Raw genomic sequence first — 23,762 nt, forward strand, 5'->3', positions numbered from 1 at the left:
CCCTGGGGGGGATAGACCATGTTCGGGGTGAGCAGGGCAACGCATGGCTTTTTTGCGGCGCTCTTCGCAGGACTCGTGCTGTCACAGGCGGCTCATGCGCAGAGTGCCCTTTCCATGAACGCCGCAGCCGGTGTGCCGTTCGACGTGAACGTGCGCTCGATTCGCGAGCTGCGCTACAACCATATCGTTTCGCAGCGTTACGACTACAGCTGCGGCTCGGCCGCTCTGGCCACGTTGCTGAAGTACGGCTACGGCATCGACATTCCCGAAACCGAAATGATCCGCCGCATGATGGTGTTTTCGACACCGGAGGTGGTGGTCAAGAACGGCTTCTCGATGCTCGACATGAAGAAGTTCGTCGAAACGATCGGCCTGCGCGGCCGAGGTTTCCGTGTCACCGCCGAAGCGCTCTATCACCTGCAGATTCCCGTGCTCGTCCTGATGAACAGCGACGGCTACGAGCACTTCGTGATCGTCAAGCACGCCGAAGACCGTCGCGTTTTCATTGCCGACCCCGCCCTCGGCAACCGCATCGTCATGGAAGACGACTTCGTCAAGAAGTGGAACGGCCTCGTGTTCGCGGTCGTCGGCAAGCCATTCAAGGAGGATTCTCCGCTCTTGCAAGGCAACGAGTCGCTCGCGCTCAAACTGCGCGAACGCGCGCTGGAAAACGGCACGGCTGCGACTCCCTTTGTTGAATACGGTTTGATCAAGGCAGAGTTGTTCTGACCCATCATGGACCGAAACTTAATCGCTATTGGCTGCGCGTTGTGTTTCACGACGTGCGGCCTTACACCAGTCGCGCAGGCCGCCGAGCAGGCGCCGACGGTGTTTGAAGACGTCGGCGCCCTCAAGCTGCAAGCCGTCGACGACACCGTCCTCGCCAGCCAGACCGGCAAAGGCATTGTCGGGGACATCATCTCGGGCGTCGTCATCAACCTGCTGTCGCAATGGCAGCTGCCGAACGGCGCCACCGCTGTCGCCTCAGGCGCGCTCTCCATCGTCACCAACGCCCTCAACACGCCGAACGTGCAGTTCAATTCATCGGCCTCCGTGACCAGCCCGAACGGGCCATCGGGTAGCGGAGCCAACCACAACGCCAGCGCGAGCGGCGGGCAGAACGTCAGCGTCAACGGCGTCTCGCAGATCGCTCAGGTGGCCGGCAACGGCAACCTCGGCACCAACCAGGCGCTGATCGATTTCGACGCCTCGCCGGCCAGTCTGAGCGGCGGTACCTATAACAACGCAAGCTCGGCAACCGCCAGCAATGCGAACGGCTCGATAAAGGCCTCCGTCAGTCTCGCCAACGGCGGAATTTCGATCGCGCTGCAAACGCCGGCCGGTATCGCCACTCAAAGCATCTCGCCGAGCAACGCGCAACAAGCAGGGATGATCGCCCAACTCTTGCAGATCGCAGGCAATAACCAGCAAGTCGCCAACCAGTTGCAACTGCATTTGCAGACACAACAGATGTCGGCCTCGATGCTGCGCCAGTTGGGTGTCCTACAAGCCCTGCAAAACACCGTAAGGAGATAACGCGGGCCGCCACCCGCCGAGGACCAAGACCAAGTATCACAGCAGCACCAAAACGGCCGCGCGAAGCATAGGAGACATGCGACGCACGGTCAGAATACCGGGGGAACAAAAATGATCAGATTCTCAAGGACCGGCACGCCACGCATGGCGTTAGCGGCCATACCGGCCGCAGTCATGCTGTTCGCGTTATCGCAGGGGGCCAGCGCGCAGGCGCTCGCCGATCAATCGGTTGAAGACCGGCTGAACACGCTCATGCGCGTCGTCAGCGAGCAGCAAAAGCAGATCATCTCACTCGAACGGCAGGTCACGAATCTCGAGATGGCGCAGCGCGGCCGCGGCGCACCGGGCTACGGCACGCCGACCGGCGACGCCGCGGTCGCCGAGCAACCCGGCGCGGACGGCCTGCCTGTGCCGCTGCCGCCGCTGGCCCAGATAAACCCCGGCACACCCGCACCCGGCAGCGCGACGGGCACCGCGACAGGCGTGCCGGTCAATCCGCCGGTGCCGGACAACAGCGGCGGAGGCAGCCTGCCTGCCGCGACCGACGGCAGCGGCGCGGTCGGCCAGACCCAGAAAGCCGCGCAACCGGTGCGCACGCAAGCCGAAGACGCGGTGGTGCAGAACCAGCAGCACACGCCGCTGTTCGAGCACAAGCTCACCATGGACTGGGGCATCAGCGATACCTACTACGACCGCCGCCAGTTGCAACTGTCCGGCTTCCTCGCGCTCGATGCGATTTTCCTCGGCAACATCAACCTCGGCGAAACCAAGTCGCACCAGGTGATGGCCGACCTCGACACGCGCTACGGTCTGACCGACCGCATCAGCGTCGACGTCGACGTGCCCTACGTCTACCGGCACAGCAATTTCATCGTCGGCGGGGCCGGCGGGGCCGCCAATACGGTCTCGGACGCCTCGGCGAATTCGAGCAACATCGGCGACGTCAACCTCGGGATCTACTACCAGATCCTGAAGGAAACCAACAGCCTGCCGGACCTGGTCGGCAGCCTGCGCATCAAGGCGCCGACCGGTACGTCGCCGTTTGGCATCAAGCTGCAACAGGTCGATGCCAACAACACCAACCTCGTCGCGCCCACCAAGCTGCCCACCGGCACCGGCTTCTGGAACATCACGGCGGGCCTCTCGGTGTTGAAGACCTACGATCCGGTCGTGCTGTTCGGCAGCGTTTCGTACACCTACAACATTGCCCGCTCGTTCTCGGACATCTCGTCGGTGATCGGTCAGACCGAACCGGCGACGGTCAAGATCGGCGACGTCGTGCAGTTCGGCGGCGGCGTCGCGCTCGCGTTCTCGGACAAGGATTCGGCCAGCATCTCGTACACGATGGCGCTGGAACCCGAATCGCAAACCAAGGCGCCAGGCGGAACCTATTCGAAGGTGCCGGGCAGCGAAACCACGGCGGCCGCCCTGACCTTCGGCCTGAATCACGTAGTGAACAAGCACTTGACGATCAACGGTTCGGTGTCGGTGGGCCTCACGCCCGACACGCCGAACTTCGTGATCGGTGTGCGCTTTCCCTACACTTTTTGACGTGCCAACGATACGAGGCTGATCGTGCGCGAATCACCCCATCTGAGCAGCGTTACACCGCCCTCCGGCGCTCATCTGTCGATTGCCCGGGCGCCGGAAGGTCCTGTGACACGAACAGCGGGCGTCCTCGGGGGGCGCCCATCGGAAGTCTCTTTGGTGCGTCCTCAGGAGGCTGTCGTGGAGCGCTTGCATGAGCCCTCTTCCGCCGCAAAAGGAGGCGGTCTGCCGCACGCGCAGATCGAGCGGACCCTGCTCTATGTCGCGCGCACGCCGGACGAGACGCTGAGCGCCCATCTGCAGAGCCGCGGCTGGCACGTGCTGGTGGCCCGCTCGGCTCACGAGGTTACGCGCCTGCTCAAGCCCGACGTGCTGTGCGCCGGCATCGCCGACCTCGCAAGCTTTGCGCCGCGCGACCTGGGCGGCCTCGAGGCGAGCCTGCGTCAACAGCAGATTGGCTGGATTGCGCTCGTCACGCCGGAGCGCCTCGCCGACCCGGGCGTGCGCCGCTTGATCCGCCACTACTGCTTCGACTACGTCAAGACGCCGGTAGCCAACGCCACGATCGACTATCTCGTCAGTCACGCATTCGGCATGGTGACCTTGTGCGATGCCGATGAGATCCCGCCTGCCGCGCCCACTGCGGCCGACGACGAAGACGAAATGGTCGGCACCTGCGAAGCGATGCAGCAACTGTTCCGCACCATTCGCAAAGTCGCCAATACCGACGCCAGCGTGTTTATCTCGGGTGAATCCGGCACCGGCAAGGAACTCACCGCGCTGGCGATCCACGAACGCTCGCCGCGCCGCAAGGCGCCGTTCATCGCCATCAACTGCGGGGCGATTCCGCATCATCTGCTGCAGTCCGAACTATTCGGCTACGAACGTGGTGCGTTCACCGGCGCGAACCAGCGCAAGATCGGCCGGGTCGAGGCCGCGGACGGCGGCACCTTGCTGCTCGACGAAATCGGCGATCTGCCGATGGAAAGTCAGGCCAGCCTGCTGCGCTTTCTGCAGGAAGGTAAGATCGAGCGGCTCGGCGGCCGCGAATCGATCCAGGTGGACGTGCGCATTATCTCGGCAACCCATGTGGACCTCGAAATCGCGATGCGCGAAGGACGGTTCCGCGCCGACCTGTTTCACCGTCTGTGCGTGCTGCGGGTCGACGAGCCGCCGCTGCGCGCTCGCGGCAAGGACATCGAGATTCTTGCGCATCACATCATGCACAAGTTCAAGACCGACAGCGCGCGCAAGATCCGCGGCTTTACGCCGTCTGCGATCGAGGCGATGTACAACTACAGTTGGCCTGGCAACGTGCGCGAACTGATCAACCGGGTGCGCCGCGCGATCGTGATGGCGGAAAACAAGCTGATTTCCGCCGACGACCTCGACCTCGCGCAATTCACCGGACAACAGACCATGAGCCTCTCGCAGGCACGCGAAGCCGCCGAGAAGCGCGCGATCGAAGCAGCGCTGCTGCGGCATCGCCACCGGCTGAACGAGGCGGCGATCGATCTGAACATTTCGCGCGTCACGCTATATCGGCTGATGGGTCAGCACGGCTTGCGGGATCCCAGCGCGGCCGACGAGAAAGCGGCGCTTGAGGCGCTCGGCGCCGATGAGCCCGCGCACGAATGAGCGGGACGCGTAGCAGGGAGCGCCTGGCCGGGGGCACCCGACCGGGGCGCGCCCTTTCACCTCAGGTAGAATCATCCTGGTTACGTTCCCCTTTCCATTCGATGACGACGCTCACCCTGATCGTCGCTCGCGCCAATAACGGCGTGATCGGCCGCGACAACCAGTTGCCCTGGCGACTTCCCGAAGACCTCGCGTTCTTCAAGCGCACCACGATGGGCGCGCCCATCATCATGGGCCGCAAGACGCATGAATCGATCGGCCGGCCGTTGCCGGGACGCCGCAACATTGTCGTGACACGGGACGCCACGCGGCGCTTTCAGGGCTGCGACGCAGCCACCACGCTCGCAGACGCGCTCAAGCTCGCCGCCCAGGACCAGGCGCCGGAAGCGTTTCTGATCGGCGGCGCGCAACTGTATGCGGAAGGCTTGCGTCAGGCGGACAAGCTGATCGTCACCGAAATCTCCGCGGATTTCGAAGGCGACGCCACCTTCCCGGAGCTCGATGAAAACGAATGGGAAGAGGTCGCGCATGAAACCCATCGCGCGGATGCACCGAACGACTTCGATTACGCCTTCGTGACCTATAAGCGTAAGGGCGCGTGAAGGCCACGCGCCGCGCCTGATTGACTGACTGACTAACTGACGGTTCTTGCATCTGACGCCGGGATTCGCGCATTCATCTTTCGCCTTGCGCCGCCCGAAACGCATAAAAAAACGCCACGCATGCAACTGCGTGGCGTTTCTTTTTTCAGCGCTTTTCTCAGCGCTGTTGCCGACCGCTTACTGACCCGCGATCGTCATCCGTTCGATCAGCACCGAGCCCGTTTCCTTGGTGCCGCGCGTGATCGTATCCGCACCGATCGCGACGATATGGCGGAACATCTCCTGCAGCGTGCTCGCCACGGTGATTTCCTCGACCGGATACTGGATCTTGCCGTTCTCGACCCAGAAGCCCGACGCGCCGCGCGAATAATCGCCCGTCACGTAATTCACGCCCTGCCCCATCAGTTCGGTCAGCAGCAGGCCCGTGCCGAGCTTCTTCAGCATTGCCTCGAAGTCGTCTTCCGGACGTGTCTTCGAGCTGCGCAGCGACAGATTGTGCGAGCCGCCGGCGTTGCCGGTGGTCTGCATGCCGAGCTTGCGCGCCGAGTAGGTGGACAGGAAATAGCCTTCCACCACTCCGTCCTTCACCACGGAGCGCTGTTTGGTGCGCACGCCTTCTTCGTCGAACGGCGCGCTGCCCATGGCCCGCGCAACGTGCGGATCTTCGACCACCTGAATGTGCGGCGCGAACACCGGCTTGCCGAGGCTATCGACGAGGAATGAGGTCTTGCGGTACAACGCGCCGCCGCTGGTGGCCTGAACGAACGCGCCGAGAATGCCGGCGGCGAGCGGCGCTTCGAACAGCACCGGCACCTTGCGCGTATCGAGCCCGCGCGCACCGATGCGCGACAAGGCCCGCTGCGCCGCGTAACGGCCTACTGCTTCCGGGTCGGCGAGGTCGGACGCGCTGCGGGTCGACGTGTACCAGTCGTCGCGCTGCATATTGCGGCCACTGCCGGCGATCGGCGCGCAGGCGATGTAGTGACGCGAGTACGGATAGCCCGCGAGAAAGCCGCGCGAGGTGGCCAGCACGAATTGCGAGTGCTGCGCCGAGACGCTCGCGCCCTCCGAATTCTTGATCTGCGGATCGGTGGCGAACGCGGCGTCTTCCGAGCGGCGGGCGATTTCCACCGCTTCGTCGGCCGTCAGATTCCACGGGTGATACAGATCGAGATCGCGTGGTGCGGTTTCGAGCAGGTCGGCTTCGGCGAGACCCGCGCAATCGTCTTCAGCCGTGAAGCGGGCGATGTTGTACGCCGCCGCGACCGTGTCCTTCAGAGCCTGCGACGAAAAGTCCGAAGTGCTCGCATTGCCGCGCTTGTTGCCGATGAACACCGTCACACCGACCATCTTGTCGCGATTGTGTTCGATCGTCTCGACTTCGCCGCGCCGCACGGAGACGGACAGGCCGTCGCCTTCGGAAATCTCGGTTGCCGCGTCGGTTCCGCCGAGCGACTTCGCGTGACGAAGGATGTCCGAGGCGATTTCCTTCAGTTCATCCTGGGTATGCGGAAAAAAGCGCTGCTTGACGTCCATGTCTGCTGCCATTGTCGTTGCCGTCCTGTTCGGGGCCGAGCGGCCCTGTGTGTTCGCCCATGCCGCACGCATGCGCTCGCATTTTTACGGGCGCTGTTCACGTGCTCATCTGCCTGCTCGTTTGCGTAATCACGCATCCCGCGATCATAGCAAGGTACGCGAAGCTGCACCTGGCATTCGCTGAGCCTTGCGTCGCCTTGGCGCGATCGCGGCGGCGTCGTGACGCAGTTGTGACACCCGACGCGGCCCAGTTCCGGTTTCGTCCCGCATCACCGGCATTGCCGGCCTCGCCGTGCTTGCGAAAAACCCCGCCAGACGCCTTGTGCACGGCAGCACGGCGGGTTCGAAGGGCGCGGCACGCTACAATATCGGTATGACACGCAAAACCCGCATTCAACCCATCGAATCCGCCGAGCCGGAAGTCGACGAGAACGGCTACGACCGTCCCAGCAAGTCCCAGCTCAAGCGCGAAATGCACGAGCTGCAGGAACTGGGCTCGGCGCTGATCGCCCTGCCCAAGGACGCGCTCAAGCGCATGCCGATGCCCGAAAAGCTCGACGACGCCGTGCGCGAGGCGCGCCGCATCACCGACCACGAAGGCAAGCGCCGCCAGGTGCAGTACGTCGGGCGCGTGATGCGCTCGCTGCTGGAAGAGGAAACCGCCGCGCTGCGCACCGCGCTCGACACCTATAACGGCGTCAACAAGGCGGAAACGGCCAAACTGCACTGGATCGAGCGCACCCGCGAGAAACTGCTCGCCGACGACGCCGCGCTGACCGAATTCATCCGCCAGCACCCGAACGCCGATCCGCAGCAGGGTCGCACGCTGATTCGCAACGCCCGCAAGGAGGCGCAGCAAAGCAAGCCGCCGCGCTACTTCCGCGAGCTGTTCCAGTGGATCAAGAATGCCGACGGGCCGGCTGCCGACACCGATTCCGATGCTGAAGACGCTCTGGAAGACGACGATGACGCGTAAGGCAGTACGCCAACATCCGGATGAAGTCGTGATCGGCCTCGTGTCGATCAGCGACCGTGCATCCACCGGCGTGTACGAGGACAAAGGCATTCCGGCGCTGCAGGAATGGCTCGGCGCCGCGTTGAGCTCGCCGTTTCAGGTGGTCACGCGCCTGATTCAGGACGACGCGGCCACGATCTCCGCCACGCTGGTCGAACTGGTAGACGAAACCGGTTGCGATCTGGTGCTGACTACCGGTGGCACCGGCCCGTCGCGCCGGGACGTGACGCCGGAAGCGACTCTCGCGGTCGCGACGAAGGAAATGCCGGGTTTCGGCGAGCAGATGCGGCAAATCAGCCTGAATTTCGTGCCGACCGCCATTCTGTCGCGTCAGGTGGCGGTAATTCGCGAAACTGCGGAACACGCGGCGCTGATCATCAATCTGCCTGGCCAGCCGAAGTCGATCAAGGAAACGCTGGAAGGTCTACGCGACGCCGAAGCAGGCGGCGCGGTGAAGGTGCCGGGCATTTTCGCCGCGGTGCCCTATTGCATCGACCTGATCGGCGGCCCGTATGTGGAAACGAATGCCGACGTGGTGAAGGCGTTCCGGCCGAAAAACGCAGCGCGCGCGCCCCGGCAGCATTGAGGCCGAAGTTGCGGCGGCGGCCGCGTATTGCTGTGCGCACTGCCGGAGCCGCGCCGGCGTGACTTGCGCCGCCACGCCCCCCGAGCCGCAGCGGTATTACTCCGCAGCCGCTGCGTCCGGTGCCGCCGGGATCAGGAAGTGCTCGCGGTAGTACTTCAGCTCGTCGATCGATTCGTGGATGTCGGCCAGCGCCGTATGCATCGCGCGTTTTTGGAAACCCTTATAGATCGCGGGCTGCCAGCGGCGGCACAGTTCCTTCAGGGTGCTGACGTCGAGATTGCGGTAATGGAAGAAGCGCTCCAGATCCGGCATCCAGCGCGCCATGAAACGGCGGTCCTGGCAGATCGAATTGCCGCACATCGGCGACTTGCCCGGCGGCACATAAGCGCCAAGAAACTCGCGAATCTGCTCGGTGGCGTCGGCTTCGCTCACCGTCGACGCCTTCACCCGGTCGATCAGGCCCGAACGGCCGTGTGTGTTCTGGTTCCACTGATCCATTTTGGCGAGCGTCTCGTCGCTCTGATGAATCGCCAGCACCGGCCCTTCGACCAACCGGTCGAGCGTCGAATTCGTCACCACCACCGCGATTTCGATGATGCGGTCGGTGTCCGGTTCGAGCCCGGTCATTTCCATGTCCAGCCAGACGAGATTCATGTCGCTGCGCACGAGCGACGGCGGTTCGGTGGATGCGAGGATGTCAGTCATGAGGGCAACCCTGAGGGCCCGGCAAATCGCTTCGCAGGAAGCAGAATGGCCGCGCCGATTGTTCGTATGAGATTGGTTTGTGCCGGCCTCGGCCGGTTTTGTCCAGTTTTGGACTTAGCCCCCCGCCACGAAGCGGGAAGAAACATATAATTCTCGCATAGTTACCACGGAATCCCCGGATGCCCACCCTGTACTTCACTGTCCTGTTCGTCGTCGCCGTCGTGGCGATGGTCGGCACCAAACTGTGGCTCGCGTCGCGGCAGATCCGCTTCGTCGCCGGCCATCGCGAGCAGGTGCCGAGCCAGTTCGCCGGCACCATCGCGCTCACCGCGCACCAGCGCGCCGCCGACTACACCATCGAACGCACACGGCTGGCGATGATCGAGGTCGTCGTCGGCGCTGCCGTCCTGATCGGGCTGACGCTGCTGGGCGGCGTTCAGGCACTCGATCTGGCGATCTCCGCCTGGCTGGGCCGCGGCTACGTCGGCCAGATCGTACTGGTCGCGGCGGTGATCGCGATCACCGGCGTGATCGATCTGCCGTTCGAGTACTACCGGCAATTCGTGGTCGAACAGCGCTTCGGCTTCAACCGGATGAGCAAGGGCATTTTCTTCCTCGACCGGCTCAAGGGCCTGCTGCTCGGCGCCGCATTCGGCCTGCCGCTGCTGTTCGTCGTACTGTGGCTGATGAACCAGGCCGGCAGCCTCTGGTGGCTGTGGACGTGGATCGTCTGGGTCGCATTCCAGATGCTCGTGCTGGTGCTGTATCCGTCGTTTATCGCACCGCTATTCAACAAGTTCGAACCGCTCAAGGACGAGGCGCTGAAAAGCCGCATCGAAGCGCTGATGCAGCGCTGCGGTTTCGCCGCGAAGGGCCTGTTCGTGATGGACGGCAGCCGCCGTTCGGCACATGGCAACGCCTACTTCACCGGCTTCGGCGCGGCCAAGCGGATCGTGTTCTTCGATACGCTGATCGCGCGCCTGTCGGGCAGCGAGATCGAAGCGGTGCTCGCGCACGAACTTGGCCACTTCAAGCGCCGTCACGTGATCAAGCGGATGGTCGTCACGTTCGCGATCAGTCTGGTGATGCTCGCCCTGCTCGGCTGGCTGACGCAATGCGTGTGGTTCTACGAAGGGCTGGGCGTGCGGCCGTCGCTGATCGGCGGCAATAGCGGACTCGCGCTGGTGCTGTTCTTCCTCGCGTTGCCGGTATTCCTGTTCTTTGTCACGCCGCTCGGCAGCCTTAGCTCACGCAAGCACGAGTTCGAAGCCGACGCGTTCGCCGCCACGCAAACCGATGCGCAAGACCTCGTCAACGCGCTCGTCAAGTTATACGAGGACAACGCGTCGACCCTGACGCCCGATCCGATCTATACCGCGTTCTATTACTCGCATCCGCCGGCGTCGCAGCGGATCGACCGCCTGCTGCGGCACGCATGAGCGGCCGCTCCCCGAAAGCGCCGCGCGCGCCGTCCAGCACACGCGTAGGTGGGCTCGTGATTGCCGCGCATGGGCGCCACTACCTGGTCGCGCCGGAAGACGGCGGCCCGATGCTCCAGTGCTTCCCGCGCGGCAAGCGCAGCGAGGTGGCGGTCGGCGATCGCGTGATTTACGAGCCGACTTCGGCGGACCAGGGCGTGATCGTCGAGATCGGCGAACGTCGCAATCTGCTGTATCGCTCGGATCAGTACAAGTCGAAGCTGTTTGCCGCGAATCTCGATCAGTTGCTGATCGTGCTCGCGACCGAGCCGCATTTCAGCGAAGACCTGCTCGGCCGCGCGCTGGTCGCTGCCGAAGCGAACGAACTGAAGCCGTTGATCGTGCTGAACAAGATCGACGTGACCGGTGCGCTGGAGGGCGCGCGCAAACGGCTTGAACCGTACCGCGCGCTCGGCTACACGGTGGTCGAAGTGTCGATCAAGACGCAGCCTGATAACGCGCGACCTGCTTTGCTGGAACATCTGCAAGGTCATTCGACGCTGCTGCTCGGCCAGTCGGGCATGGGTAAATCCACGTTGGTGAATCTGCTGATTCCAGATGCGGAAGTCGCCACCCGTGAGATCTCGACCGCGCTGAACAGCGGCCGGCATACCACCACCTTCACGCGGCTCTACCCTTTGCCCGGTGCCGACGGCGGCGCGTTGATCGATTCGCCGGGTTTCCAGGAATTCGGTCTGCATCACCTCACCGAAGGCCGGCTCGAACGCGCGTTTCCCGAATTCCGGCCGTTGCTGCCGAACTGCCGCTTCTACAACTGCCATCATTTGCAGGAGCCGGGTTGCGCAATTCTCGAAGCGGTTGCCGATGGCCGGATCCGGCGCGAACGGCATGCTCTGTATGCGCAACTGGTGCATGAAGCCAGTCAGATCGTGCGCTAACGCGCGCGTCGCTTTCAACCCTCGGATTCACGATGAAACTGATGCGCGCGCCGAATCTGATCATCGGACAGCATTGGGTCAATGTGCTGGAGACGGCGGGCATCGCTTGCGAGTTGCACAACCGTTACCTGAACGGCGCGCTCGGCGATATTCCGGCGGATCAGTGCGCGCCGGAGTTGTGGCTTGTCGACGAACGCGACGAGGCAATGGCGCGACGGCTGATCGATGCAGCGGCGCATGGACCAGCGCCAGGTTCGCCTTCATGGCAATGCCATCAGTGTGGGGAGACGCTCGAAGCGCAGTTCACGGTGTGCTGGCAGTGCGGAACGGCGCGGGATCCGCTGGATGGGTGACGCAGTCGGGTTCGGGGGGCAGGTAGTGAGGCCACTGTGGTGAGCGCAAAAAAGCCGGGTAAGAACCCGGCTTTTTCTATTGCATCGCGTTAGCGACGCGCCGATTCACGCGAGCCATACCGCGATCGTGAGCATCAACAACAAAATCATCCATAGCACCACCGCGCGCCACACGAGGCCCACTGCCGATTGCAGCGTGCGCGGCGTGCAGTCGTCACCGACCTGCATCGGGCCACCGTCGCCCGTGGCGAGCGCGTCGAGGCTCGACTGCTCAGCGAGCGGCCCACTCAAACGCGCGCCAAGCGCCCCACTGCCCGCAGCCAGCAGCACACCGTCATTCGCATCCGGCCACTGGCGCGCGTGATTGCGCCAGGCATAAATCGCGTCCTCGAAATTGCCGACAATCGCGAAACCCAGCGACGTTAGCCGCGCCGGCACCCAGTCGATCACAAAAAAGGCCCGCTGCGCAAAACTCGAGAAGGCGACCGTGCGATCATCGACTGGCCGTGCCCATGCGCGCGCCAGATACTCGGCGATCCGATACAGCACCGCGCCCGCCGGCCCGACCGGAATCAGGAACCAGAAGAAAACCCCAAACACGTGCCGATGCGAGGCCACCACCGCGTGAATCAGCGTATGGCGCACGATCTCGCTGACGGGCATGTCGACAGTGTCGAGCCCGGTCCATTCATTCAGGATTTCACGCGCGCGCGGCACATCGTCGTTGTTCAACGCGAGGTGAATGTCGGTGAAGTAATGGCTGAACTGCCGGAAGCCAAGCGTGAAGTACAGCACGGCGACATTCCACAGGAAGGCCAGTGCAAAGTGAATGTGGTAGAGCACGTAATAGACAAGCGCGACAGCCAGCGTCCACGGCACCACTACCACGAGCCACGCGAGCAGGCCATGCCTGGGCTTGCCGGCATCGAATCCGTGCGCCGCCGACTCCGCATGGTATTGAAGCAGCGCGGACACCGGATTGTTCGGCGACAGCGCGCGCACCTGTTCAATGATCAGAGCCAGCAATACGGAGAAAAAAGTCATGCGATGCGCCGTGCTTTTCGAGTTTTACGATTGTTTTATAACGATAGCACAGGGTCGGATGCGACTGAGCGCAGACGTTGACAAACACCCAACAACTGCACAGACCGCCGTGGCTTACGCCGCGAGAAAGCGATAGAAGTTGCGCAGCATCGCCGCCGTTGCGCCCCAAATGAAATAATGGCCGCCCGGTTGACCCTCACGATCTTCCGTCTGCGCCGACGCAGCCCGCGGATAGGGCATCGCGAAAAAGCGCCGCTCGCCGCCTTCGTAACGAAACACGCGTTCCTCGTGATGCGCGGGGTCCATCAGAAATGCGAGCGGGACTTCGAAGACGTCGGCTACTTCAAGTGCATCCATTTTCAACGTGAAAGGCGGATGCACAAGACCGATCACCGGCGTCACGCGAAACCCGGTGCCCGTCAGATAGTCGGGCAACGCACCGAGAATTTCAACGCGCGACGGATCGAGACCGACTTCTTCCTGCGCCTCGCGCAAGGCCGTGGCAGTCGCGTCGGCGTCGAACGGCTCATGGCGACCGCCGGGGAAGCTCACCTGGCCGGCGTGGTCGTTCAGATGGTCGGCACGTTGCGTCAGGAGCACAGTGAGACCGTTGTCGCGCACGACCAACGGCACCAGCACGGCGGCCACGCGCGGATCGACGTGCTTATCGCGCCAGGGCGCTTCGATAATCGGTTCAGGCGTCCAACTGAGACGCTGCTCGAACCGCCCGCGCAGACCATCGGGCGTCAGGCGCCCGGCAACCACCGGCGGCAGATCGGCACCCGTCGCTTCGACAGGCAGAGTTTCAGGCTCAAAGGCGGGGCGGATCAACGGGTCTCTCGGAATGAGCGGATAGGGGACATGCCGCTATTTTGACCTGGCAAACAAAAAAGCACCCGCGAGGGGTGCTTTTTCTTACAGCTTTTACGCTTCCGGAGCAGCGCGGTCTTTCTTGGCGACCAGCTTTTCCTTGATCCGAGCCGACTTGCCCGAACGGTCGCGCAGGTAGTACAGCTTCGCACGACGCACATCGCCGCGACGCTTCACGACGATGCTTGCCAGCAACGGCGAGTACGTCTGGAACGTACGCTCGACGCCTTCGCCCGACGAAATCTTGCGGACGATGAACGACGAATTCAGACCACGGTTACGCTTGGCGATCACGACGCCTTCGTAAGCCTGAACACGCTTACGCGTACCTTCAACCACGTTCACGCTGACGATCACCGTATCGCCGGGGGCGAATTCGGGGATGGTCTTCTCGCCGAGGGCGCGCGCGATTTCTTCCTGCTCGAGTTTTGCAATCAGATTCATCACTGACTCCTAAGTCCATCTTGTCGGCGTTCGTACCTGCCTCGTGAAAACACTTGGCTACGGCCCCGATAGAGGATGGGTTCACATCTGGCACCGTACACGCATGTGCGGCGCCGCCTATGTCCGCTCGAAAGCTCCACGGCTTTATGCCTTGGACGCTTCCTTTGCGAGACTCGCAAGCCATGCCTCGTCGGCACGGCTCAACATCTTGTTCTTTCTGGCCTTCACGATCAGATCGGGCCGCTTGTTCAACGTGTTACGCAAAGCCTCACGCCGACGCCACGCTTCGATTTCCGCATGATGGCCGCCGAGCAGCACATCAGGCACACGCACACCGTTGTATTCCTCCGGGCGCGTGTAATGCGGACAATCCAGCAGCACGTCGACAAAACTGTCCTGCACCGCCGATTGCGAGTCGTTCAGCACGCCGGGCAATTGACGCACCACCGCGTCCATCAACGCCATTGCAGGTAATTCGCCGCCGGACAGCACGAAGTCGCCGAGACTGACTTCTTCGTCGACAACACGGTCGAGCAAACGCTGATCGATCGCTTCATAGCGCCCGCACAACAGAATCAGGCCCGGTTCGGCCGCGAACTGCATGACGCGATCGTGATTCAGTGTGGCGCCTTGCGGCGACATCATCACGACGCGCGGCGCGCCGATGCCCTGCTCCGCCTGCGCGGCCTTCGCCGCACCGATCGCGTCTTCCAGAGGCTTGGCCAGCATGACCATGCCGGGGCCGCCGCCGTAGGGGCGATCGTCGATTGTGCGGTAGTTGTCGGTGGTGAAATCGCGCGGATTCCACGTACGCAACCCGTAGCGCTCCTGCTTCGCCGCACGGCTGGTGATACCCCAGTCGGTCAGCGCACGAAACATGTCAGGAAAGAGCGTCACGACATCGAACTGCATCGCTCTCTCCAGTCAGCGAAATTATTTAGTAATCGGTTTCCCAGTCGACGATGATCTGCTTCGCCGCCTGATCCACCGTTTTGACAAAGACGCCGACGAACGGGATCAAACGCTCGCCGGTGACCGGTTTACCGCTTTTGTCGGTATCCGGATATTCGATACGCAACACCGAGTGCGCACCGTTGTCGATCATGTCTGCAACCTTACCGAGGTGGACCCCGGCAACGTTCACCACATCCAGGCCGAGCAGGTCGACCCAGTAGAATTCATCGGCCCCGAGGGCCGGAAATTCGCTGCGGCTGATGTAAACGCGCGTGCCGCGCAGTGCCAGTGCCACATCGCGGTCAGTGACGCCGCCCAGATGGGCAACGATACTGTCGCTATGCGTTTTTGCCTGTAATGACGGCGCCGACTTGCGCTCGTGGCCTTTCAGCAACCACCAGCGCTTTGCGCTTAGCAACGCGTCTCCGCCATGTCCGGCATCCGCATGCGCGGCTACCTTGACCCAGCCTTTGAGGCCGTAAGCGTCGACGATTGCACCGACCTCGACCGCGTCGGCCGGCCAGCTTTCCACCGTTTCCATCCGCATTTCTGCCGCGCTGGAAGCGGTGTTTGCAACTTTGGCTTTCGCCTTGCCTTCGGCTTTTTCGACCGGCTTGCGGACGAATGCGCCGAACGGCGCCTGACCAGACGTCTTTGCGCGCGGGGCTGCCGCTTTTGCCTTTGCGCTACCTGAACCGCCGGAATCACGCTCAGACATAAGAACACCTCACTGCCGACTTCGACGTCTGCTTCAGCAAAACTCGCGCATCGGACTGCTCACGCAAGCTGCGCGAGCCGCCGGCCGAACCGACGACGATACGCATGCTAGCTACCATTAAGCAGCCGGCTGCGCCTTTTGCGCTTCTTTCACGAGACGCGCGACGGTCGGCGACAGTTGTGCGCCAACGCCTTGCCAGTACGTCAGGCGGTCTTGAGCGATACGCAGCGACTCACCCTTCGTAGCGACCGGGTTGTAGAAGCCAACGCGTTCGATGAAGCGGCCGTCACGACGGTTGCGCGAATCGGTTGCGACGATGTTGTAGAACGGGCGCTTCTTAGAGCCGCCACGAGCCAAGCGGATGATGACCATATTAGAATCCTTGAAAACCGGGGTGCGGAACGACTGAAACACGCGATTATAGCGGGAAACCGACGCCATAACAAACACTTACGGGGATAAACTGAGTGACCGGGTTGCGCCGGCCATACAGGCGGGGGGCTTGGAATGCGCCGAAACGCCCGAATTACCTGACGGAGCGCCCATGAAACTCCTGCCGCCGCCTGCGTTTTTTTCCGTTTTACGCGCCGTCTTTCGGCGAATCACCGGATTTTCGCCAGTTGCCGGCGTTTCGGGTGCCGCCCGCGCTCGGACCCTTCGCATCGGCGCAACGTTGTTGCTGGCGGCCGCCACCCTACCAGCGTTGGCCGCACTGCCGATCGAACGCATCAAACTGCCGCCGGGCTTCCATATCGAAGTCCTGTCGGACGCGGTACCCAGCGCGCGGGGTATGGCGCTCTCGCCGAAAGGCATCCTCTATATAGGCAGCCTCGACGGCCATGTCTACGCGCTCGAGCTGCGCGATGGGCACGTGACAGCACGTCACGTGATTACGTTCGGATTGGAAACGCCGGCCGGCGTCGCGTGGCGGGACGGCGCATTGTATGTGTCCGCGGTGTCGAAAATTCTACGCTTCGACGCGATCGACACTCACCTGAGCGACCCGCCCAAACCGGTTATTGTCACCGACACACTGCCGACCGAAACGCATCACGGCTGGAAATTCATTGCTTTCGGGCCGGATGGCAAGCTTTACGTGCCACAAGGCGCGCCCTGCAACGTCTGCCTGAAAGACCGCGACCGCTTTGGACTGATTGGCCGCATGAACCCGGACGGCAGCCACTATGAAGTCGTGGCCCGCGGCATTCGCAACACGGTCGGCTTCGCGTGGCACCCGGTAACGCACGAACTGTGGTTCACCGACAACGGCCGCGATCTGATGGGCGACGACGTACCGGACGACAAACTCAACCGCGCGCCACGCGCCGGCATGGACTTCGGATTTCCCTACTGCCATGGCGGCGACACGCCCGACCCTGAATTCGGCAAAGATCATCCGTGCAGCGCCTTCACGCCACCGGTTGTCAAACTCGGGGCGCATGTGGCCTCGCTCGGCATGCGCTTTTACACCGGCTCGATGTTTCCGGGCGCCTATCGGGACAATATTTTTATCGCCGAACACGGTTCGTGGAATCGCAGCAAAAAGGTCGGTTACCGTGTCGTGCGGGTGATCACCAACCCGGACGGCAGCAACGCGCACCAGGAGGTCTTTGCCGAAGGCTGGCTCCAGCCAGGCGAAACGGTATGGGGGCGTCCGGCCGACGTGCAACCGATGCCGGACGGCTCACTCCTGATCAGCGACGATTACGCCGGCGCGGTTTACCGAGTGACCTACTCCACGCCTTAATCACCGACGCACTCACCCGTCACGTGAGCATCACCAGACCGCGTGGCGTAGAATGCCCGACGGTCCGCGCCCACCGGCGCGCCGCTCCTTTCGCCCGCCTGTCACTCTGCTCTCGCCTACATGTCCACCCTTGCTTCGACTTCCTCGCATTTCAGATCCAAGACGATTACCGCTGCGCTGGCATTCTTCTTCGGCAGCCTCGGCGCTCACCGCTTCTATCTGTACGGCATGCGCGACATTTATGGCTGGGCTCATCTGCTCGGCACCCTGATCGGGATTCCGGGCGCCATGCTGGTGGTGGCGAGCGAGCGGGCCTCGATGCTCGGCTGGGTACTCGCTTTTTTCGGCGCCGTGTCGCTGCTTTCCGCTTTTCTGGCTGCGATCGTCTATGGCCTGCGTCCGGATGACAAATGGGACGCACAGTTCAACCCGCAAGCCCAACGCAAAAGCCGCTCGGGCTGGACGGTCATTTTCATCGTGATTTTTTCGCTGCTGATCGGCGCGTTCCTGCTGATGACGGGCCTCGCAATCTCGTTTCAGACTTACTTCGAAAGTCAGGTTCAGGCCGCCAAAGCGCTGTCGCAGTAAGCTGCCACCGCGCATCGCGCTAAAAAAGCCTCAATTGCGGATTGTCGCGCGGCGGCGGTTCAGCACGCGCCAACTCGACCCGGCGGAAGTGCGACATATCCAGAATGCCGCGATCGCGCCGGTTTAAGCCGAGCCGCCGCGCCGCCTGATGGAAACGTTGCTTCAGCAAATCTGCCCACAACCCTTCTCCCTTCATGCGAGTGGAGAAGTTCGAGTCGTAGTCTTTCCCACCCCGCATATCGCGCACGCGGCTCATTACCCGGTCAGCACGATCGGGAAAATGTGCCGCGAGCCAATCCTTGAATAGCGGCGCCACTTCCCACGGCAAGCGCAACACGATGTAGCTTGCATTAGATGCGCCGGCCTCGGCACAGGCTTCCAGCACCCGCTCCATGTCCGGCTCGGTGACGAATGGAATCACCGGCGCGATGCTCACACCAACGGGAATACCCGCCTCACTTAGCGTACGGATGGTGCGCAATCGACGCGAAGGCGTAGCCGCACGCGGCTCGAGCGTGCGTGCAATATCCGCGTCCAGCGTGGTGATGGTGATGGCCGCCATGAACTGCCCGCGCGCCGCCATAGGGGCGAGCAGATCGATATCGCGCTCGATCAGCGATGATTTGGTGATCGCCGCAAACGGGTGCTCCCGCTCGCTGAGCACTTCGATCACGCGCCGCGTCAGCCGCAAGTCGCGTTCGGCCGGCTGCCAGGCGTCGGTAATCACGCCAAGCGCGATCGGCTCGGGTACATAGGACTTCTTCGACAACTCGTGCTTGAGCAATTCCGGCGCGTTGATCTTCGCGTAAATGCGGCTTTCGAAGTCGAGACCGGGTGAGAGCCCCAGATAACTATGTGTCGGCCGCGCGAAGCAGTAGATACAGCCATGTTCGCAGCCCCGATACGGGTTCAACGACACGCTGAACGGAATATCCGGCGACGCGTTGCGCGTGAGAATGGTCTTGGCCCGCTCTTCGAACACCTGCGTGCGCAACACCTTGGGCTCGAGGTCTTCCTCGGACGACGAAACCCAGCCGTCGTCCACCCCTTCGCGCTGGTCGACTTCGTAACGGCCCTGCATGTTCGTCACCGCGCCACGCCCCTTGCGAGGCACGGGCGGAGCGATCGGAAATTCATTCGCGAAGTGGGGGTCGGAATCGGTCACGGCTGGAGCACGTAAAAAACGAGAAACGGCGAAAACACCTGTATAAATATACAGTGTTTGCGCCGTTTGTCGAGCCCAGCTACGGACCTTCGTGGGCAGCTACTCGCCAACCGCAATCGTCAGCGTTTCCTTGATCTCTTCCATCACCACATAGCTCTTCGACTGCACCGCGCCGGGCAGTTGCAGCAGGATGTCCCCCAGCAGCTTGCGATAATCGGCCATTTCACCGATACGCGCCTTGATCAGATAGTCGAAATCGCCTGACACGAGGTGGCACTCCAGCACCTCGGGGATCTTCTGCACCTCGCGGCGGAACTGATCGAACATGTTGCCGCTTTTGTGATCGAGCGTGATCTCGACGAACACCAGCAGCGCAGCGCCCAGCTCAGCCGGGTTCACCCGCGCGTGATAGCCGGTGATCACGCCGTCGCGCTCCATCCGCTTGACGCGCTCGATGCACGGCGTAACCGACAACCCGACCTGTTCCGCAAGGTCTTTCATTGCCATCCGGCCGTCCTGTTGCAGGAGCCGCAGGATCTTGTGATCGAGTTTGTCGAGGGCCCGGACCGGTTGGCGCTGTGTACGCATAGTGTTTTTGCTGAAAATCCTGAAAATACAATAACAAAACCTGCCTGACTGTTAATAGTATAGCGGTTAACACTGGGCGATCCGCGTTACACCTCGTTAATCGAACGAATTCAACGAATCGACGAGCGCGCCGCCCTCAGACCTTTCTCTGGAGCAGTTATGCGAGTCGTCGTTTTGGGCAGTGGCGTCGTCGGGGTAACGAGTGCTTATTATCTGGCGCGTGCCGGTCATGAAGTGACGGTGATCGATCGCGAGGCCGGTCCCGCACTCGAAACGAGCTTTGCCAATGCGGGTCAGATCTCGCCGGGCTACGCGTCGCCGTGGGCCGCGCCGGGCGTGCCGCTGAAGGCTGTCAAGTGGATGTTCCAGAAACACGCGCCGCTGGCAATCCGCCTCGACGGCACGCAATTCCAGTTGCAATGGATGTGGCAGATGCTGCAGAACTGCACGTCGTCCCGTTATGCGGTGAACAAGGGCCGCATGGTCCGTCTCGCCGAATACAGCCGCGATTGCTTGCAGGCACTGCGCGCCGAAACCGGCATCCAGTACGAAGGCCGTACGGGTGGCACGCTGCAGGTGTTCCGCACGCAGCAACAGTTCGACGGCGCCGCGAAAGACATCGCCGTGCTGCAGGAAGCCAATGTGCCGTACGAACTGCTGTCGCCGGCCGAACTCGCGCAAGCCGAACCGGCACTCGCCGCTGTCTCGCACAAACTGACGGGCGGTCTGCGCCTGCCTGGCGACGAAACCGGCGACTGCCAGATGTTCACCACGCGTCTTGCCGCGCTGGCCGAAGAACTGGGCGTCAAGTTCCGCTACAACACGCCGATCGACGCACTCGCCGTGGCGGGTGGCCGTATCGCCGGCGTGCAATGCGGCGCGGAACTGGTGCGCGCGGATTCGTTCGTTGTCGCGCTTGGTTCATACTCCACGAAGTTCCTGTCCGGCCTCGTCAAGATTCCCGTCTACCCGCTCAAGGGTTATTCGATCACCGCACCGATCGTCAACGAAGCGGCGGCGCCGGTTTCGACCGTGCTCGACGAAACCTACAAGATCGCGATCACGCGCTTTGACGACCGGATTCGTGTCGGCGGCATGGCAGAGATCGTCGGCTTCGACAAATCGTTGCGTGAGGCGCGTCGCGAAACGCTGGAACTGTGCGTGAACGATCTGTTCCCGGGCGGTGGCGACACGTCGAAAGCCACCTTCTGGACCGGCCTGCGTCCGATGACGCCGGACGGTACGCCGATCGTCGGCCGCACCCCCCTGCCGAACCTGTTCCTGAACACGGGTCACGGCACGCTGGGCTGGACGATGTCGTGCGGCTCGGGCCAACTGCTGGCCGACGTGATGTCGGGCAAGCAGCCGGCGATCAAGGCGGACGATCTGTCGGTGCATCGCTATCTTGGCGAAACCGGCGGCGCGCATCGCCCGGCTTATGCATAAGGTTTAATGCTTTAACGCTTCGCGAGCGGTTGAGCCGATTCGTCATCGCAGACAGACCGGCCTGACAAAGACAAACGGCGCCTTGTGGGCGCCGTTTGTTTTTTTACGCGCGAGCCTTCTCCATCTGCTAGCTGGCTCGTGAAACAGGCAGTATCAGAACTGATCGTCCGACAACGCCAGCACACTCTCCCCACCCTTCGCGCTCACAATCGACGCCTCCAGCGCCGAAGCCAGCGGCAACACGTGCTCGGCATAGAACTGTGCGGTCGCGATCTTCGCGCCGTAGAACGACGGATCCTCGGCGCGCTTTTCAGCCGCCACGAGCAATGCGCGCGCCATCTGCCAGCCGCCCAGGAGGACACCCGCCAGCTTCAGATACGGCACGCTGCCGGCGAACACGGCATTGGGATCGCTCTTCGTGTTAGCGACAACAAAATCGACCACCGCGCTCAGCGAACGATGCCCCTGCGCCAGGTACGTCTTCATCGATTCGAACGCAGCGCCCTGTTGTGCGCCGAGTGCTTCGATGGTTTCAGCCACGCCGGCCAGCAGCGACTTCGCCACCTTGCCGCCGTCGCGCACGGTCTTACGGCCGATCAGGTCATTGGCCTGGATCGCGGTCGTGCCTTCATAGATCGGCAGAATGCGCGCATCGCGGTAATACTGAGCGGCGCCGGTTTCTTCGATGAAGCCCATGCCGCCATGCACCTGCACGCCGAGGCTCGTCACATCGATCGATAGCTCCGTGCTCCAGCCCTTCACGATCGGCACGAGGTATTCGTAGATCGCCTGATGTTCAGCGCGCTTTGCCTCGTCGGGATGACGATGCGCGATATCGCAATGAGCCGCGGCGACATAAGCCAACGCGCGCGACGCTTCGGTGAGACCACGCATCGTCGCGAGCATGCGGCGCACGTCCGGGTGCTGGATGATCGCCACCGGCTGCTTCGCGGAGCCATCGACCGGCCGGCTTTGTACGCGATCCTTCGCATACGCCACAGCCTTCTGATACGCACGGTCCGACACGGCGACGCCCTGCATGCCCACCGCGAAGCGCGCCGCGTTCATCATGATGAACATGTACTCGAGGCCGCGATTTTCTTCGCCGATCAGGTGCCCGATCGCGCCGCCGTGATCGCCGAATTGCAGCACAGCCGTTGGGCTCGCCTTGATGCCGAGCTTGTGTTCGATCGACACGCAATGCACGTCGTTGCGCTCGCCGAGCGAACCATCTTCATTGACCAGAAACTTCGGCACGATGAAGAGCGAAATGCCCTTCACGCCTTCCGGTGCATTCGGCGTGCGCGCCAGCACGAGATGGGCGATGTTCTTCGCCATATCGTGCTCGCCCCACGTAATGAAAATCTTGGTGCCGAACAGCTTGAACGATCCGTCACCTTGCGGCTCGGCGCGCGTGCGCACCAGCGCGAGATCCGAACCGGCCTGCGGCTCGGTCAAGTTCATTGTGCCGGTCCACTCGCCGGAAATCAGCTTGGGCACGTAGGTTTGCTTCTGCTCTTCGCTGCCGGCCGTGAGTAGCGCTTCGATGGCGCCATCCGTGAGTAGCGGGCACAACGCGAACGACAGGTTCGACGCGTTCAGCATCTCGATACAGGCGGTGGCGATCAGCTTGGGCAAACCCTGGCCTTCATAGTCGACCGGATGCTGCACGCCTTGCCAGCCGCCCTCGCCAAACTGGCGGAACGCATCCTTGAAACCGGGCGTCGCGGTAACCACGCCATCCTTCCAACTGCTCGGATTGCGATCGCCTTCGACGTTCAGCGGCGCCAGCACTTCGCCGCACAGTTTCGCCGACTCGTCGAGCACGGCCTGAGCCGTGTCGAGGTTTGCGTCCTCAAAACCCGGCAGCGTCGCGATGTCTTCGAGACCGGCCAGTTCTTTCATCACGAACAGCATGTCCTTGATCGGCGCCGTGTAGCTCATTTCAGTTCTCCTCCTGCCTGTCTGTCGATAAAAAAAGGGCGCTGGACTTGATAGGTCCCGCGCCCTTTCGTGTGCTGCCAGACGCCTTTTAACCGGCGCTGCGGCGCTTAGCCAAGCTCGCTCACGAGTTCCGGCACGACCGTGAACAGATCGCCCACCAGACCGTAATCGGCGACGCTGAAAATCGGCGCTTCCGGATCCTTGTTGATCGCCACGATCACCTTCGAGTCCTTCATCCCGGCCAGATGCTGGATCGCACCCGAGATGCCGACGGCCACGTACAGTTGCGGCGCGACGATCTTGCCGGTCTGGCCGACCTGATAGTCGTTCGGCACGAAGCCCGCGTCCACTGCCGCGC

General features: G+C 62.6%; 25 protein-coding genes. 13 read left to right on the plus strand and 12 right to left on the minus strand.

Going from position 1 to position 23,762, the window contains the following annotated elements; all coding sequences use genetic code 11:
• Positions 1–18: 18 nt before the first annotated feature.
• The 5 genes from AC57B6_RS01485 (at position 19) to AC57B6_RS01505 (ending at position 5,324) form a co-directional block, all read left to right on the plus strand.
• Entirely contained in the window at positions 19–729 is a 711-nt protein-coding gene (locus AC57B6_RS01485) for a C39 family peptidase (protein ID WP_030101276.1), read from the plus strand.
• A gap of 6 nt (positions 730–735) precedes the next feature.
• Positions 736–1,536 carry a peptidase C39 gene (locus AC57B6_RS01490; RefSeq protein WP_496420582.1) on the plus strand — a complete coding sequence of 267 codons (801 nt, stop codon included), beginning with the start codon at positions 736–738 and terminating at the stop codon, positions 1,534–1,536.
• Positions 1,537–1,647: 111 nt separating this feature from the next.
• Positions 1,648–3,087, plus strand: a complete 1,440-nt coding sequence (locus AC57B6_RS01495) for a hypothetical protein (RefSeq protein ID WP_030101274.1) — start codon at positions 1,648–1,650, stop codon at positions 3,085–3,087.
• 186 nt (positions 3,088–3,273) lie between these two features.
• The gene (locus AC57B6_RS01500) at positions 3,274–4,722 is read left to right on the plus strand and encodes a sigma-54-dependent transcriptional regulator (protein WP_260324163.1); all 1,449 of its coding nucleotides are present in this window, start codon (positions 3,274–3,276) and stop codon (positions 4,720–4,722) included.
• Between the two features lie 101 nt (positions 4,723–4,823).
• The gene (locus AC57B6_RS01505) at positions 4,824–5,324 is read left to right on the plus strand and encodes a dihydrofolate reductase (RefSeq protein WP_028199253.1); all 501 of its coding nucleotides are present in this window, start codon (positions 4,824–4,826) and stop codon (positions 5,322–5,324) included.
• 177 nt (positions 5,325–5,501) lie between these two features.
• On the opposite strand, the gene pmbA is transcribed toward AC57B6_RS01505, so the two are convergent.
• Positions 5,502–6,872: a metalloprotease PmbA gene (gene pmbA, locus AC57B6_RS01510; protein ID WP_029674218.1), complete on the minus strand. Its 1,371-nt coding sequence runs from the start codon at positions 6,870–6,872 to the stop codon at positions 5,502–5,504.
• A 361-nt stretch (positions 6,873–7,233) separates the two neighbouring features.
• Between pmbA and yjgA the strand changes: the two genes are divergently transcribed.
• Both yjgA and mog read left to right on the plus strand, forming a co-directional pair.
• A complete protein-coding gene (gene yjgA, locus AC57B6_RS01515; RefSeq protein ID WP_496420593.1) occupies positions 7,234–7,836 on the plus strand; it encodes a ribosome biogenesis factor YjgA in 603 nt (200 codons plus the stop codon).
• The gene (gene mog, locus AC57B6_RS01520) at positions 7,826–8,461 is read left to right on the plus strand and encodes a molybdopterin adenylyltransferase (protein ID WP_496420583.1); all 636 of its coding nucleotides are present in this window, start codon (positions 7,826–7,828) and stop codon (positions 8,459–8,461) included. The genes yjgA and mog overlap by 11 nt, the downstream gene beginning before the upstream one ends.
• 96 nt (positions 8,462–8,557) lie before the next feature.
• On the opposite strand, the gene orn is transcribed toward mog, so the two are convergent.
• Positions 8,558–9,166, minus strand: a complete 609-nt coding sequence (gene orn, locus AC57B6_RS01525) for an oligoribonuclease (protein WP_183796545.1) — start codon at positions 9,164–9,166, stop codon at positions 8,558–8,560.
• Positions 9,167–9,345: 179 nt separating this feature from the next.
• Here orn and AC57B6_RS01530 point away from each other — a divergent pair, with 179 nt between their 5' ends.
• The 3 genes from AC57B6_RS01530 to AC57B6_RS01540 are packed head-to-tail and all read left to right on the plus strand — an operon-like array spanning position 9,346 to position 11,896.
• On the plus strand, positions 9,346–10,605 hold the full coding sequence (locus AC57B6_RS01530) for a M48 family metallopeptidase (RefSeq protein WP_496420584.1): 1,260 nt from the start codon (positions 9,346–9,348) through the stop codon (positions 10,603–10,605).
• On the plus strand, positions 10,602–11,543 hold the full coding sequence (gene rsgA, locus AC57B6_RS01535; RefSeq protein WP_028199259.1) for a ribosome small subunit-dependent GTPase A: 942 nt from the start codon (positions 10,602–10,604) through the stop codon (positions 11,541–11,543). The genes AC57B6_RS01530 and rsgA overlap by 4 nt, the downstream gene beginning before the upstream one ends.
• 32 nt (positions 11,544–11,575) lie before the next feature.
• Positions 11,576–11,896, plus strand: coding sequence for a putative signal transducing protein (locus tag AC57B6_RS01540; protein WP_046568119.1), 321 nt, complete (start codon positions 11,576–11,578; stop codon positions 11,894–11,896).
• Between the two features lie 105 nt (positions 11,897–12,001).
• Here the strand turns inward: AC57B6_RS01540 and AC57B6_RS01545 are convergent, their stop codons facing one another.
• The 6 genes from AC57B6_RS01545 to rpsP form a co-directional block, all read right to left on the minus strand.
• Entirely contained in the window at positions 12,002–12,940 is a 939-nt protein-coding gene (locus AC57B6_RS01545; protein WP_028199261.1) for a CobD/CbiB family protein, read from the minus strand.
• Positions 12,941–13,054: 114 nt separating this feature from the next.
• Positions 13,055–13,771, minus strand: a complete 717-nt coding sequence (locus AC57B6_RS01550) for a CoA pyrophosphatase (RefSeq protein ID WP_028199262.1) — start codon at positions 13,769–13,771, stop codon at positions 13,055–13,057.
• A 93-nt stretch (positions 13,772–13,864) separates the two neighbouring features.
• Positions 13,865–14,254 carry a 50S ribosomal protein L19 gene (rplS, locus tag AC57B6_RS01555; protein WP_007180916.1) on the minus strand — a complete coding sequence of 130 codons (390 nt, stop codon included), beginning with the start codon at positions 14,252–14,254 and terminating at the stop codon, positions 13,865–13,867.
• A 144-nt stretch (positions 14,255–14,398) separates the two neighbouring features.
• Positions 14,399–15,166 carry a tRNA (guanosine(37)-N1)-methyltransferase TrmD gene (trmD, locus tag AC57B6_RS01560; protein ID WP_028199263.1) on the minus strand — a complete coding sequence of 256 codons (768 nt, stop codon included), beginning with the start codon at positions 15,164–15,166 and terminating at the stop codon, positions 14,399–14,401.
• 25 nt (positions 15,167–15,191) lie between these two features.
• Positions 15,192–15,926 carry a ribosome maturation factor RimM gene (gene rimM / locus AC57B6_RS01565; protein ID WP_028199264.1) on the minus strand — a complete coding sequence of 245 codons (735 nt, stop codon included), beginning with the start codon at positions 15,924–15,926 and terminating at the stop codon, positions 15,192–15,194.
• Between the two features lie 117 nt (positions 15,927–16,043).
• Complete coding sequence (rpsP, locus tag AC57B6_RS01570; RefSeq protein WP_012734974.1) at positions 16,044–16,298, minus strand: 30S ribosomal protein S16; 255 nt, start codon at positions 16,296–16,298, stop codon at positions 16,044–16,046.
• A 172-nt stretch (positions 16,299–16,470) separates the two neighbouring features.
• Here rpsP and AC57B6_RS01575 point away from each other — a divergent pair, with 172 nt between their 5' ends.
• Together AC57B6_RS01575 and AC57B6_RS01580 are read left to right on the plus strand one after the other, a co-directional pair.
• Positions 16,471–17,673, plus strand: coding sequence for a PQQ-dependent sugar dehydrogenase (locus AC57B6_RS01575; protein ID WP_496420585.1), 1,203 nt, complete (start codon positions 16,471–16,473; stop codon positions 17,671–17,673).
• A 120-nt stretch (positions 17,674–17,793) separates the two neighbouring features.
• Positions 17,794–18,261: an NINE protein gene (locus AC57B6_RS01580; RefSeq protein ID WP_183796542.1), complete on the plus strand. Its 468-nt coding sequence runs from the start codon at positions 17,794–17,796 to the stop codon at positions 18,259–18,261.
• Between the two features lie 19 nt (positions 18,262–18,280).
• Here the strand turns inward: AC57B6_RS01580 and AC57B6_RS01585 are convergent, their stop codons facing one another.
• The gene (locus AC57B6_RS01585) at positions 18,281–19,426 is read right to left on the minus strand and encodes a PA0069 family radical SAM protein (RefSeq protein ID WP_046568108.1); all 1,146 of its coding nucleotides are present in this window, start codon (positions 19,424–19,426) and stop codon (positions 18,281–18,283) included.
• 99 nt (positions 19,427–19,525) lie between these two features.
• Entirely contained in the window at positions 19,526–20,014 is a 489-nt protein-coding gene (locus AC57B6_RS01590; protein WP_028199268.1) for an Lrp/AsnC ligand binding domain-containing protein, read from the minus strand.
• Between the two features lie 159 nt (positions 20,015–20,173).
• On the opposite strand from AC57B6_RS01590, the gene AC57B6_RS01595 reads away from it, so the two are divergent.
• On the plus strand, positions 20,174–21,460 hold the full coding sequence (locus AC57B6_RS01595; RefSeq protein WP_496420586.1) for a D-amino acid dehydrogenase: 1,287 nt from the start codon (positions 20,174–20,176) through the stop codon (positions 21,458–21,460).
• A 153-nt stretch (positions 21,461–21,613) separates the two neighbouring features.
• Here AC57B6_RS01595 and AC57B6_RS01600 read toward each other — a convergent pair whose 3' ends face one another.
• Entirely contained in the window at positions 21,614–23,404 is a 1,791-nt protein-coding gene (locus AC57B6_RS01600; protein ID WP_496420587.1) for an acyl-CoA dehydrogenase, read from the minus strand.
• Between the two features lie 107 nt (positions 23,405–23,511).
• The coding region (locus AC57B6_RS01605; RefSeq protein WP_496420588.1) for an electron transfer flavoprotein subunit alpha/FixB family protein at positions 23,512–23,762 on the minus strand (251 nt) is incomplete at its 5' end.

Source organism: Paraburkholderia sp. BGA-UO-ETr-F12, assembly GCF_059567945.1.